This is a genomic window from Psychrobacter sp. ENNN9_III, from assembly GCF_001462175.1.
In the GTDB taxonomy this organism is placed as follows: Bacteria; Pseudomonadota; Gammaproteobacteria; order Pseudomonadales; family Moraxellaceae; genus Psychrobacter.
The window spans coordinates 1-12,489 of the sequence record NZ_LNUO01000153.1 but is presented as its reverse complement, the minus strand read 5'-3'; the positions used below and the strand labels follow the sequence as shown (position 1 = coordinate 12,489).

At 44.4% G+C, this 12,489-nt stretch carries 13 protein-coding genes; 10 read left to right on the top strand and 3 right to left on the bottom strand.

Annotation, left to right across the window (positions count from 1 at the left end):
• Positions 1-268: 268 nt before the first annotated feature.
• The 6 genes from tsaB to PENNN9_RS09425 all read left to right on the top strand — a co-directional run bounded on the left by tsaB (position 269) and on the right by PENNN9_RS09425 (position 4,796).
• Entirely contained in the window at positions 269-964 is a 696-nt protein-coding gene (tsaB, locus tag PENNN9_RS09450) for a tRNA (adenosine(37)-N6)-threonylcarbamoyltransferase complex dimerization subunit type 1 TsaB (RefSeq protein WP_058369449.1), read from the top strand.
• Between the two features lie 82 nt (positions 965-1,046).
• Positions 1,047-1,889, top strand: coding sequence for an undecaprenyl-diphosphate phosphatase (locus tag PENNN9_RS09445; RefSeq protein WP_058369448.1), 843 nt, complete (start codon positions 1,047-1,049; stop codon positions 1,887-1,889).
• 50 nt (positions 1,890-1,939) lie between these two features.
• A complete protein-coding gene (locus tag PENNN9_RS09440) occupies positions 1,940-2,833 on the top strand; it encodes a class I SAM-dependent methyltransferase (RefSeq protein WP_058369447.1) in 894 nt (297 codons plus the stop codon).
• A 77-nt stretch (positions 2,834-2,910) separates the two neighbouring features.
• Positions 2,911-3,159, top strand: coding sequence for a hypothetical protein (locus PENNN9_RS09435; protein ID WP_058369446.1), 249 nt, complete (start codon positions 2,911-2,913; stop codon positions 3,157-3,159).
• A 58-nt stretch (positions 3,160-3,217) separates the two neighbouring features.
• Positions 3,218-4,135 carry a 4-hydroxybenzoate octaprenyltransferase gene (ubiA, locus tag PENNN9_RS09430; RefSeq protein ID WP_058369445.1) on the top strand — a complete coding sequence of 306 codons (918 nt, stop codon included), beginning with the start codon at positions 3,218-3,220 and terminating at the stop codon, positions 4,133-4,135.
• Positions 4,128-4,796 (top strand): DUF4112 domain-containing protein, encoded by a 669-nt coding sequence (locus PENNN9_RS09425; protein ID WP_058369444.1) that lies wholly within the window; start codon positions 4,128-4,130, stop codon positions 4,794-4,796. The genes ubiA and PENNN9_RS09425 overlap by 8 nt, the downstream gene beginning before the upstream one ends.
• A 105-nt stretch (positions 4,797-4,901) precedes the next feature.
• Here PENNN9_RS09425 and PENNN9_RS12830 read toward each other — a convergent pair whose 3' ends face one another.
• The 3 genes from PENNN9_RS12830 to PENNN9_RS09415 all read right to left on the bottom strand — a co-directional run bounded on the left by PENNN9_RS12830 (position 4,902) and on the right by PENNN9_RS09415 (position 7,275).
• Positions 4,902-5,090 carry a hypothetical protein gene (locus PENNN9_RS12830; protein ID WP_197409095.1) on the bottom strand — a complete coding sequence of 63 codons (189 nt, stop codon included), beginning with the start codon at positions 5,088-5,090 and terminating at the stop codon, positions 4,902-4,904.
• Between the two features lie 406 nt (positions 5,091-5,496).
• Positions 5,497-6,735, bottom strand: a complete 1,239-nt coding sequence (locus PENNN9_RS09420) for an OmpP1/FadL family transporter (protein ID WP_058369443.1) — start codon at positions 6,733-6,735, stop codon at positions 5,497-5,499.
• A 270-nt stretch (positions 6,736-7,005) separates the two neighbouring features.
• A complete protein-coding gene (locus PENNN9_RS09415; protein WP_058369442.1) occupies positions 7,006-7,275 on the bottom strand; it encodes a SlyX family protein in 270 nt (89 codons plus the stop codon).
• Positions 7,276-7,525: 250 nt separating this feature from the next.
• On the opposite strand from PENNN9_RS09415, the gene PENNN9_RS09410 reads away from it, so the two are divergent.
• The 4 genes from PENNN9_RS09410 (at position 7,526) to PENNN9_RS09395 (ending at position 12,461) form a co-directional block, all read left to right on the top strand.
• The gene (locus PENNN9_RS09410; RefSeq protein ID WP_058369441.1) at positions 7,526-9,460 is read left to right on the top strand and encodes an ATP-binding cassette domain-containing protein; all 1,935 of its coding nucleotides are present in this window, start codon (positions 7,526-7,528) and stop codon (positions 9,458-9,460) included.
• Positions 9,461-9,932: 472 nt separating this feature from the next.
• On the top strand, positions 9,933-10,517 hold the full coding sequence (gene petA, locus PENNN9_RS09405; protein WP_058369440.1) for a ubiquinol-cytochrome c reductase iron-sulfur subunit: 585 nt from the start codon (positions 9,933-9,935) through the stop codon (positions 10,515-10,517).
• 7 nt (positions 10,518-10,524) lie between these two features.
• On the top strand, positions 10,525-11,745 hold the full coding sequence (locus tag PENNN9_RS09400) for a cytochrome b (RefSeq protein WP_413771745.1): 1,221 nt from the start codon (positions 10,525-10,527) through the stop codon (positions 11,743-11,745).
• The gene (locus PENNN9_RS09395) at positions 11,745-12,461 is read left to right on the top strand and encodes a cytochrome c1 (RefSeq protein WP_058369438.1); all 717 of its coding nucleotides are present in this window, start codon (positions 11,745-11,747) and stop codon (positions 12,459-12,461) included. Before PENNN9_RS09400 ends, PENNN9_RS09395 begins: the two co-directional genes overlap by 1 nt.
• Positions 12,462-12,489 lie beyond the last annotated feature (28 nt).

Here is a 12,489-nt window from a genome sequence, read left to right as displayed (position 1 = left end):
CAGTTTTGGGTTTTTTTGTGAAAATTATGAGCAAATATTTTCTAATAATTAAAGTATGAAAAACGTAGAAAGTCATAAAATCACTTATCCTAAATGCTATGATAGGCGCAATTTTATTGGGGTGTTTTTATATAGTCGTTTCAGTTTAAAAGTAGTATAAGTTTAAAGTGTTATAAAGCAACCGAGTGTGTAGGTAGTACTACAGACGAGACGCTATAATGTTTACAGCGGACTGACTATAGTGCCAAAAGTATAAGCCGAGGTTACGATGTTTTTAGCAATGGATACCGTGTTTGATCAGTGTTCGATCGCCGTTTTAGATGCGAGAGGGCAAGTGCTGTCGAACCATACCGAGACGGGTAAGCGTCAGCAGACTCAGCAAATCTTGCCTATGATTGATGCAGCGTTGTCTGAAGTAAATCTCAACCTTGCTGACATACAAGCACTTATCTTTAACCGTGGCCCCGGTGCATTTAGCGGTATTCGGATTAATACCGCTGTGGTGCAGGCGCTATCAGTGGCGCACGACTTGCCCTGTGTCGGTGTGTCTAGTTTGCAGGCTATCGCCCAGTGTGCGTACCAGCAGTATGGTGTGACTGAAGTTTATAGCGCTCTTGATGCGCGTATGCAACAAGTGTATTTTGGCCAGTATGAATTAGTGGTTGACGACCAGTCGGGTCGTAACGTCATGCAGCCCGTATTGGCTAATGATAGCACTGAGCAACTGCTAGATTATGACAGTCAAACTGCGCTTAAACTTGCTATCGTCGGTAACGGTGCACCGCTCTTAAAACTGTATGATGGACAAATATGCCATGACGATGTCTGGCCAGACGCGACAGTGATTGGCCAGCTGGGTATCACTCAATTCATGAGTGCTGGCGGTACTGATGCGGCACATGCGCTGCCCAAGTATCTGCGCAATCAAGCATGGAAAACCCTAAAAGAGCAAGGTAAGGCTTAAGCGCTGCTAGTCGCTATAAACGATAACAACCTCTCAAACATTATACTCAGTCACCTGTAAATCTGGATCTAGGAATACCATCGTGGATATCATTTTATTAATTCAAGCTGTCATCATGGGTATCGTCGAAGGTATCACTGAGTTTTTACCCATTTCTAGCACGGGTTATTTAATCTTATCTGCCGATTTAATGAACTTTTGGACCAAAGACAAAGTTGATTTGTTTGTGGTGGTGGTACAGCTTGGTGCTATTTTAGCAGTCATTTATGACTATTGGGGTAGGCTCTGGCAGGCACTTATGGGTTTGCTGACGGGTAAAGCAGAAGGCATGACCAATCCAAGACAGCTGGGACTGAGTTTGATCGTTGCTACCATTCCTGTAATGCTCGTAGGCTTTACGTTTGCCGATGAGATTAAAACTTATCTGTTTAATCCGATCACGGTCGCCATCATGCTTATCATCGGTGGTCTGCTGATATTTTATGTCGAGAAACGCCCGAAAACGATCGTTGCTCGTGAGGCTGAAGACGTCAGTCTAAAGACAGCGCTAATGATAGGGTTGTTTCAATGTCTGGCGCTGATACCAGGTACATCGCGCTCAGGGGCGACCATCATCGGGGCGCTTTGGCTTGGGGTCTCGCGTAAGGCTTCGGCTGAGTTTTCATTCTTTTTGGGGATTCCCGTCATCGTAGGTGCCGCCTTGTTGGATTTATTCAAGCACGGTGATGTGTTGAGCAGTAGTGAAGACTGGCTGGTATTGGGCATAGGCACAGTAGTGTCATTTATCGTCGCGCTGCTTTGTATTCGCTGGCTGGTGGCGTGGGTCAGCCGCCGTGACTTTACGATTTTTGCATGGCTACGTATTATTACTGGTGTAGTGGTATTATTGGCGTCTTGGTTGTTTGGCTATCAAATGGCAGGCTAAATGTGCCCTATGATTTGTGACCATATAAGTAATAAATAGAGAGCATAGTCATGAGCGCGTCGCGACCAGCAGCTAACAATCCTAGTGTGCAAAGCTACTGTCAACTGTTTTATATCAGCGATAGCCAGCAAGTACAGATTGAGCGCTTGCAAGCCTTGATAGTACAGCAGCAGTTACCCATTGTCTTGAATACTGAGCGATTGAGCGATAAGCTCAACCAAAAACGTCGTAAGCAGTTAAGTCAAACGTCCACTTTACCCGTTTTATTATTGGATGAAAAAGACAAGCTGTCGTGGTTGAGTGATGGGTTAAGCGTTGCGCCAGAATGGGATAAATTGCAGCGCCGTGTGGTAAGCGCTGGACGTAAGTCTGAGCTATTGCTGCAAGCGGCTAAAATCACGTCGGATAGCTGCGTTATCGATGCAACCGCGGGCTTTGGTCATGACAGCTTGATATTGGGCAGCACCGGTGCTCAAGTCACTATGCTTGAGCAGCAGCCGTTGATGGCATTACTATTGTTAGCAGAGCAGCAGCGCATGAGTGCACAGCCCAATTGGCAAAAGCTCATGAGCCGTCTGCAAGTTATCAACACCGATGCGCTCAGCTACTTTGCAACCTTACCAGTTGATATGACAAATGCGACTAAAGCCGTGGATGTGATATATCTAGATCCGATGTTTCCAGAAGACAGCTACCAAGACAGCAAGACGGGTAAAGGCGCTAAAGTCGGCAAGCATATGCAAGCGCTGCACCAGTTAGCAAGCCCGCCAACACTGGACGAAGAGCGACAACTGCTACAACATGCGCAAGCTATTGTTGGAAATAGTGACAAACAAGGCCGCGTGGTGGTAAAGCGTCCACAGCTTGCGCCGTCACTTGCCAATCAGCAGCCCAATGAGAGTTGGCATAATGCGGCAGTCCGCTTTGATGGTTATTTTGTTTAATAGACGTTTTGTTATTACGATGAATGGACTCGGTTAATCAGCTTGAGTGTTTAGAGTTAATGGATTTAGGAGCCGGAATGTCAGCGTTAATCATATGGATCATGGGAGCAGGGTTATTATTAATAAATATCATACTGCGTACTCGGCTGCTTCGACTGGAAGCGTCACTTAAAGCACTCAGAGACCCACAAGAGTATTTGACTTATCTGCATAAGCAAGCTCAAACAACGCAAAATAATAAAGTGGCTGCTATCAAAGCGCTGCGCAAAAAATACCCTGAGCTATCACTGATCGAAGCCAATAAATTATGGCAGCAAGTCCAGTAATCTTATCCGAGCACATAAGCTGCCTACCTAACTTTTTATTGATGATAATTAAACTACCATGACATTTTCAGACAAACTACATGCCTACCTGCAGTTAACACGTTTTGATAAGCCAGTCGGTATAGAGCTGCTACTTTGGCCGACGCTTTGGGGCGTGATGCTAGCCGCTATGGGTCAGGCTCAGCAGCAGGGCTCAGTAGCCGGTCTGCCGAGTTTGCGCGTATTTGTCCTCTTTGCGCTCGGGGCGATTTTTATGCGGGCGGCAGGTTGTGCGATTAATGACTTTGCCGATCGGAAGGTCGACGGTCATGTGTCTCGTACCAAAGGCCGACCATTAGCAGATGGTCGCTTGTCTGCCAAAGAAGCCATTGCTGCTTTTGTGATACTCGTCTTACTCAGCGCCAGTTTATTGTTTTTCTTGCCTATTGCAGTGTTTTATTGGTCGTTAGGAGCGGTCATATTGGCCTTTATTTACCCCTTTATGAAGCGCTACACTCATTTGCCGCAAGTGTTTTTGGCTGCCGCGTTTGGCTGGGCGATACCGATGGCGTATGTCGCGATACAAGGCGCGCCTGATATCTGGTGTTGGCTGTTGTTTATCGCTTATATGTGCTGGACGGTAGCATATGATACCCAGTATGCCATGGCTGACCGTGAGGACGATCTAAAGATTGGGGTTAAATCCACAGCGATACTCTTTGGCCGCTATGATGTCGTTATCATCTCGCTACTACAGATGCTATTTTTGCTCATTATGGGCGTGGTGATGTGGCATTATTTTGCACCGACGTCGCTTGGTATCACGCCAGTATTTGGCCTAGCGCTGGTGGCGATGATGTTTGCTAAGCAAAACAGCGCCTGTGCCACGCGTCATGCAATGTCTTGCTTTCAGGCGTTTTTGGCCAATATCTGGGTCGGGCGCTATGTCTTTGCACTTATTGCAATTGCGTGTCTATGGACGACTTTTAATGGATAAATTCAACAAGCTCTCAAAGTCAAAAGCGGGAAAACGGGTAGAACCCAACGGCCCAAGCGTCGATTATCAAGCTAATCTGGCTGAGCATGGACTGACGCGCGCGCAGGTCATCGCCACCGAGCGTAAACTGGCCAAATTCGCCAACACCATGGACTCATTGGTGCGTGTGCCATTTACCAAGCAAGGCATGGGCGCTGATGCCGCGCTGTCAACCATTCCGTTGGCAGGAGATTTGGCGGGGCTGGCGTTGACCAGCTATGCCTTTATATTAGGACGTCAACTAGGCGTGCCGGCACATAAGATGACGTCTGCTGTCAGACTGGCATTGATCGATATGGTGGTAGGCATCGTCCCTGGTATCGGCACATTGTTGGATATCTTTATACGTCCCAGCCGCAAAACCTTGGGCATCGTCCATAAGCATCTACACGATGAGTATGGCATCACCGAAACCATGCATATGGATCGACCGTTTTTGCATCAATCATTAGAAGACAAGCAGCAGCAAAGTTGCTTTTGGCGCAATCCTATCGTGGCTTGGGTGTATTTGCATATCCCAGACATCATTGGTCTTATCGTCCTTTTGGTGATTGCTTGGGGACTGTGGGCGCTTATTAGTTGGCTGGTCGAGGTATTTGGCAAGACTACGGGTTTTGGTTAAAAATAAGCAATAAAAAAGGCGGCACACGAACGTAACGTTTGCCGCCTTTTTTTATTGCTTAAAATATTATTTTTAAGAGGCTTAAGCTATTTGTCTTTTAATAATTTACTCAGTGACGACTTCAGCATCAGCACTGATAGCATCAAAGCTTTTGACGTTATTGTTTTCAATCAAGTCGATACTGCTACCACCAGCATGAGTTACCAGCTGTATATGACCATCTGTAGAGCGATACGTTGGGTTGTTATCTTGGCCTTCTGGTGCGCTTAGGGTCATCATTGATTTATTGGGCAAGGTGACAATGGCATTGAGTACGCCCGCCGCTGAGGTCTCAAAAGTGACGGATAACGATTCGCCAGCTGCGCTTTTATAAATAACATCAGTGATTTGCGCGCCTTTAATGGCTTGTTCGGGGTTGGGAGTCGCGGCTGTTGTATTTGGTGCTACTTCTACGGTTTTGATATCGTTTTCAAGCTCGCTTACGCTGACATCGTTCTTTGACTCTTCGGTAGAATCAACCGAGTTTTGAGAGCTGTCTATAGGTGCACCACTATCATTGTTATCACTGTCATCATTAACAGGCCCCCCCCCGTAAAATTTGGAAGACGGAAAGCGACCCCCATTGGATCGCTTTTTTATTATTGAAACATAGATACTAGGTCACTATCGCCACCGCAAGATAGACTTGTAAGCCTTAATTCTACTGCGCTTGATAAGAAACTTTAACGCCTAGTACATAACCGTCATTGTCTTCAAAGTTACTGACGATGTCTTGGGTTGGTGTCTTACCTTTTGCATCACCAAACCATAGATACTTGCCACCTGCTGATACTGCCCAGTTTTCAGTGACGTTATATTTAGCGCCAAGACCTGCACTATAGTAGCCTTCGATAGGACCTAAAGACGTGACTGGGTCACCTGCTCCGCTATCCCAGCCAACTGTACCACTAACGGCTAACGCAGGTGCTAAGCGCTTAGCCAGTCCTAACTCTACTTGCCATTGGTCATCATCATAGCTGACTAATGGTAAACCATCAGGACGGTACGCAGGGTTAGCAGTACTAACTTCATTATATAGTGATGGTACGATAGAAAAATCGCTCCATGGTACCCAGCGCACTTTTGCAGTGGCTAGTGTGGTCGGATTGACCCCAGTTTGAAAATCTAAATTGACTGATTTAGGTGTGGTAATATCAATACTACTACCTCTGTCCGATGGAAATATAAATGGACCTCCAGCAATTGGTGGTATTGAACCGCCAATCAGTGGTGCAGCAGGATAGCTCTCGAAAGCGTGCGAACTATGATCAATCTCTGAACGGTAAGTTAGCGCCGCTTTGAGTGCAATTTCAGGCTTGCTATAAGCAATACCAGCTAACCAACCGTAGTCTTGGTCAGCATTAATACGTGTAGTATAACCATTAGCAGGACCATAACTAACGCCGCGCAATTTTACATCCGCTTGTACTTGTTGAGCGACTGGTCCGCCATATACTTGAAAATTCTTATTCGCACCTAACTTGGCACCCAAAATACCAGTGATGTTTTCAGTACGTACTTCAACCTGTGTTTCCTCACCATTTCTAGGTGAAGCAGGATTTTGATCTATAAAATTATTGTTACCAGAGTAATCAGCAGCTGCTCCAAAAGGCTCATCATATAGAATACCGATACTAAAAGTATCATTGATATCGGCTTTTACCCCGTAACGGAAAAAATCATAAGACTCGGCGATATCATTAATTTTGTTGTCTGATGCATCCCTACCGGTGACATCACCATTAATATAGGTATAACTGGCTTCAGCATATAGGCCATCTTGTAAAAATGCAGTAACATCTTGGCCTGAGCGATCAAGACCAGCAGCGCTAGCAACGCTAGCAACAGAAAGAGCTGCAACAGCTACTGTGAGAGTTTTTAAATGAAAAGTTGCGCGCATTATATATCTCCAAACGTCCACATTGTTATACCTTCTTGATAACACTTATTATGCAAGCGATATCCTCGATGGAAGATGGTAATGTCTTTTGCACGCTAAAACAACAAAAAATACATATTATTTCTCTATTATGACGACTTGGTCACAGAAAGATAACTATATTCATTTTTGCATGTATAGTTGATCTTGCTAATTTATCGCTTCTGCAAGTCAGATGTATTGCTGGACAGTTAGATAAAATTAGCTAATTAATATACGAACTGTTCAACGTCAATAATGCGGTGGTTTATCTGCTACTACGTCAAAAGGTGCAATGCCGTCGTCAGTCCTCTGGCTTTCCACTTGCTTATAGACCAGTTGGAGCTGGCGCTGTAGCGTATGGATGTGCTGGTCTTGGCGAGTAATCACCTCATCAAGCCGCTCTACAGTCAATTCAAGATGCGCCATGCTCATTTGTAGATCAACCATTTGTACTTGTAGTTCAGACAGCTCTAGTGCATGGCTTTTTTGGTCTGTATTATCCTCTGATGCTGTGTTCATACTTATCTCAATATCATAATTGTCTGTAGCTTGGATTTTATATTATAGGTCATTTATAGTGAGCGTGGTGTTAGTACTAAGGTCAAAAATACGTTGTTCATACTTTAATCATGTTAGACGTGATAAAAAGTCCTTGCTTACACTAAAGTCGCCTAGCAGCATGTTATACTGCTAACAATTTGGCAATATTCTGTATACCTCTATTGTCCACTCGTTATTTTCATCACTATATATAAGCTTAAGATAATCTATGGCACTGATACATTTAAAAAACATTCATCTCGCTTTTGGCGTCGCCCCTGTCCTTGATGGCATTGATTTTAGCATTAATGAAGGCGAACGCGTCTGTTTGATCGGCCGCAATGGTGAAGGTAAATCTACTTTATTCAAACTAATTAACGGCTCGTTGCAGCCTGATAGTGGTGAAATCATCATCAATGGTAGTGCAAGCGTGGCGATGCTTGAGCAAGATGTACCTGAAACCAGTGGCAAGATACTAGACATCGTCATGGGCGGTAGTCGCCATACCGCTGATCTACTGATCAAATACAATCAGCAAACTGATCTATGCGCAAATGGTGATATGGATGCTTGCGAGCGTATGGCAACGTTACAACATGATATCGACGCTGTGCATGGCTGGGATTTAGAGCGCGAAGCAAGACGCTTAATTATGACGATGGGGCTTGATCCTGAAGATGATTTATCCTCTCTGTCTGGTGGTCGTAAGCGTCGTGTGTTACTGGCACGGGCGTTAGTGACCAAGCCTGATATGCTCTTACTAGATGAGCCAACCAACCATTTAGACGTTGATAGTATTGAGTGGTTGGAGCGTTTCTTGCTCGACTGGCAAGGCCTAACTCTACTGTTTGTCACCCACGATAGAGCATTCGTTGATAAGCTTGCGACTCGCATTGTAGAGCTTGACCGTGGTCAACTAACGAGCTATGACGTGACCCAAGGTGCCAAAGGTTATGCCCGTTATCAAGAACTCAAAGAGCAGCAACTATTAGCAGAAGAAAAAAACAATGCTAACTTTGATAAAAAACTGGCACAAGAAGAAGTCTGGATTCGTCAAGGCATTAAAGCACGTCGTACCCGTAACGAAGGTCGCGTTCGTGAATTAAAAGCATTACGTGAAGAGCGTAGCGCACGCCGTGAGCAAGTTGGTAATGTCAATATCACCATGGGCGAAGGCGAAAAAAGTGGCAAGCTGGTCTGTAAAGTTAAAAACCTGCATCTAGAGTATGACGGCAATGTGTTGGTTGATGATTTTACAACGACTATTATGCGCGGTGACAAAATCGGCATCATAGGTCCTAACGGTGCAGGCAAAACCACACTTATCAAAGCCCTACTCGACATGTCTGATGATGAGGTGACCAAGACTGGTAGCGTTGAGCTTGGGACAAATTTACAAATCGCCTTTTTTGATCAATTGCGAGATCAGCTGGATCTTGAAGCGACTGTCGCTCAAAATGTATCAGAAGGCTCAGACTTTATCGAAGTTGGTGGTCGTAAAACTCACATCATGAGTTACTTGCAAGATTTTTTGTTTGCACCAGAGCGTGCACGTACTCCAGTCAAAGCCTTATCTGGTGGTGAACGCAACCGAGTGTTATTAGCCAAACAGTTGCTAAAACCTGCCAACATCCTCGTACTGGATGAGCCAACCAACGACTTAGACATGGCGACCCTTGAGCTATTAGAAGAGTCTGTCAGCAGTTTTAACGGCACCATTCTTCTGATCAGCCATGATCGCTCATTTATGGACAATGTGGTCACCTCTACTTGGGTATTTGACCAAGACGAAGATGGCAAAGGCGTGGTTCAAGAGTATGTGGGTGGTTATCAAGAATATCTGATACAGAAAAATCGCGTCCAAGCTGCTAAGTCTGTGAATAAGGCCGCTGAAAACGCTAAATCTACCAATAAATCAGCAGTAGCCAAACCTAAAAAAACGTCAAAAAAGCTGAACTTTAATGAGCAGCGTGAGCTTGATAACCTACCAAAAGAGATTGCCGCTCTTGAGCAAGAACAGAATCAATTGGAAGAAAAGCTGGCAGACGGCTCATGGTTCATTCAAGACTTCGACGCTGCAACCGTTGCAAGCGAGCGCTTATTAGTCATTGAAGAGGAGATGATGAATAAGCTTGAGCGCTGGGACGCTCTTGAAAACCATTAAAACGCTTTTAAATTAAACTGGACTAAGAAGGTAACTTACCTAGGTTTTTGAATAAATCGTAAAAACAAACCATAGGTAAGTAGTTTTAGATTGTCTGAAATCTATTTAGATGCGCCAAATGATAGCAAATGTAAGGAAAGTTAGTGAACATTGCTCTAATTTCGAGTATCATTCTTGGTCTTTGAATATCCTTATTAATTCTAAGGTAATTAATAAAACCGAATCTTAATATAATAAGATCCTAGCTTGATTTGGCTGTAACTTTTTTGTGAGACTACAGCCATAAATAATGTACCGTCAGAGTAGTTTTATTTTTGACACATTAATTTATTTTATGACCAAAATAGCTTAGAATAGCAACAATTAGCAAAATTAGGCACAGCTAACGTGGCTTATATGTTTGTATTGTAAATTTCTAAGTCACAAACCCAGTGTGGGATAATCCCATTTCATTCACCTGGAGGAAGTATTAATGAGCCAAGCCGAAGGCGTTAATGTACAACGTCGTAGAGTTCTTATTGCCTCGACTGCCGCAATTGGTGCAGCTGGGGTAGCTGCTGTAGCAACACCTTTTGTTCGTTCTTGGACCCCAAGTGCTAAAGCAGAAGCTGCCGGGGCGGCAGTAACCCAAGACATCAGTTCTATCGAAGATGGACAAATGATCGTTGTCAAATATCGTGGCAAACCTATCTTTGTGGTAAAACGTACTGAAGATATGCTGACCACACTTGATGATGTCGTCCCTTTACTATCTGATCCCGATTCTAGTGAATCACTACAACCTGAATACTGTGCTAATCCTACTCGCTCTTTAGAACCAGGTGTATTGGTCGTAGAAGGCGTGTGTACGCATTTGGGTTGTGCGCCGAACTACCGTCCTGACGTTGGTGCTGCCGACTTGGGTGGTAATGACTGGTATGGTGGGTTTTTCTGTCCTTGTCACGGTTCTAAGTACGACTTAGCGGGTCGCGTCTATAGTGGCGTTCCGGCACCGCTTAACTTACCCATCCCAGAATATAGTATGGATGGTACTATCTTGACGGTTGGGGAGGCTTAACATGAGTATGGGTAAAAAGTTAATGCATTGGGTGGACGCGCGCTTTCCTGCGACCGAAACCTATGAATACCATATGTCAAAGTACTATGCACCAAAGAACTTTAACTTTTGGTACTTTTTTGGCGTATTGTCGATGGTGGTATTAGTCAACCAATTGGTGACTGGTATTTGGCTTACGATGATGTACAACCCAAGTGCCGAAGGGGCGTTTGCGTCTGTTGAATATATCATGCGTGATGTAAAAGGCGGTTGGCTTATTCGTTATATGCACTCGACCGGTGCTTCAGCCTTTTTCGTCGTGGTCTATCTACATATGTTCCGCGCTTTACTTTATGGTTCATACCAAAAGCCTCGTGAGCTTATTTGGCTCATCGGTATGGGGATTTATTTAGCGCTAATGGCTGAAGGCTTCTTTGGCTACCTACTGCCTTGGGGCAACATGTCATTTTGGGGTGCACAGGTTATCTTGAACCTTCCTGCTGCTCTGCCTGTGATTGGTGATGGCCTTGCTGAGTGGGTACGTGGTGACTATATTATTTCAGGTATCACCCTAAACCGATTCTTTGCACTACACGTCGTTGCTATTCCTTTAGTACTTGTCGGTTTGGTCTTTATGCATATCGTTGCTTTGCATCATGTGGGTTCAAACAACCCAGATGGTATCGATATCAAAAAGCTTAAAGACAAAAATGGTGTGCCATTAGATGGAATTGAGTTCCATCCTTACTACACTGTACATGACATGATCGGTATTGTTGTCTTCTTCATCTGCTTCTTTGCTGTGGTATTCTTCTTTCCAGAAGGCGGCGGTTTCTTCCTCGAGCCACCAAACTTTGAAACAGCGAACTCATTAAAAACGCCTGAGCACATCGCCCCTGTATGGTATTACACACCGTTCTATGCCATCTTACGTGCAGTTCCAAACAAGCTTGGCGGTGTTATTGCAATGGGTGGTGCGATTGCCGTGCTGTTCTTAATACCATGGCTCGATAGATCGCCAGTACGTTCTATACGTTATAAAGGTATCTTATCTAAGATTGCTTTGACTGTGTTTGCTATTAGCTTCATTGTACTGGGTTATTTAGGTGCTACGCCTGCGACACCAACTGCGACTATCATGTCACGTATATTTACAATCTTGTATTTCTTGTTTTTCTTATTGATGCCGATTTACACTGCTATCGAGAAGTGTAAACAGCCACCAGAACGTGTTACCGGAGGTCACTAATGAACACGCTAACAAAATCCCTAGCAGGTTTAGGCTTAGGCGCGGCGTTGAGTTTGACTGCTGGTACTGCACTGGCAGCAGGCGGCGGCGGATGTGGAACATTTGTCAATGCTGAAGGCGTTGAAGAACACTTAGCTTGTAGTACAGCACCTATTGATTTTACCAATAAAGGCTCACTACAAAACGGTGCAAAAATATTTATGAACTACTGTGCTGGTTGTCACTCTGCACAGTACGTTCGTCACTCGCGCATCGCTAAAGATCTTGAAATACCGCCAGAGCTTGTAGAAAAGTATTTGATGGTGACGACCGATCAAATTGGGGATCATATCAATGCTGAAATTGATCCTGAGATTCAAGCTTCATGGTTTGGTGCTGCACCACCAGATTTAACGCTCGAAACCAGACTACGTGGTGATGATTGGGTTTATACGTATTTGCTATCGTTTTATGAAGATCCTAGCCGTCCTTGGGGCGCCAACAACTTAGTACTGGCAAACGCGGCCATGCCTCATGTATTGCATAATATGCAAGAAGAGTTGAGTGCTGAAGAATTCAAATCTGAGGTCGGTGACTTGGTGAATTTTATGGCATGGATGGCTGAACCTGCTCGTCATGACCGTCAAGTAATTGGTTTCTTTGTAATCTTATTCTTATTGGTACTACTCATTCCAGTTTACTTGCTTAATAAAGAATTCTGGAAAGACGTAAAATAAGCAAGCGCTAAAAGTATAGAAACCAGTA

Excerpts from the sequence above, each read along its gene's own strand:
- PENNN9_RS09410 (WP_058369441.1), top strand. The coding sequence starts at position 7,526 with ATGGCACTGATACATTTAAAAAACATTCATCTCGCTTTTGGCGTCGCC.
- PENNN9_RS09400 (WP_413771745.1), top strand. The coding sequence starts at position 10,525 with ATGGGTAAAAAGTTAATGCATTGGGTGGACGCGCGCTTTCCTGCGACC.
- PENNN9_RS09440 (WP_058369447.1), top strand. The coding sequence starts at position 1,940 with ATGAGCGCGTCGCGACCAGCAGCTAACAATCCTAGTGTGCAAAGCTAC.
- PENNN9_RS09395 (WP_058369438.1), top strand. The coding sequence starts at position 11,745 with ATGAACACGCTAACAAAATCCCTAGCAGGTTTAGGCTTAGGCGCGGCG.
- PENNN9_RS09420 (WP_058369443.1), bottom strand. The coding sequence starts at position 6,735 with ATGCGCGCAACTTTTCATTTAAAAACTCTCACAGTAGCTGTTGCAGCT.
- PENNN9_RS09415 (WP_058369442.1), bottom strand. The coding sequence starts at position 7,275 with ATGAACACAGCATCAGAGGATAATACAGACCAAAAAAGCCATGCACTA.
- tsaB (WP_058369449.1), top strand. The coding sequence starts at position 269 with ATGTTTTTAGCAATGGATACCGTGTTTGATCAGTGTTCGATCGCCGTT.
- petA (WP_058369440.1), top strand. The coding sequence starts at position 9,933 with ATGAGCCAAGCCGAAGGCGTTAATGTACAACGTCGTAGAGTTCTTATT.
- PENNN9_RS09435 (WP_058369446.1), top strand. The coding sequence starts at position 2,911 with ATGTCAGCGTTAATCATATGGATCATGGGAGCAGGGTTATTATTAATA.
- PENNN9_RS09425 (WP_058369444.1), top strand. The coding sequence starts at position 4,128 with ATGGATAAATTCAACAAGCTCTCAAAGTCAAAAGCGGGAAAACGGGTA.
- ubiA (WP_058369445.1), top strand. The coding sequence starts at position 3,218 with ATGACATTTTCAGACAAACTACATGCCTACCTGCAGTTAACACGTTTT.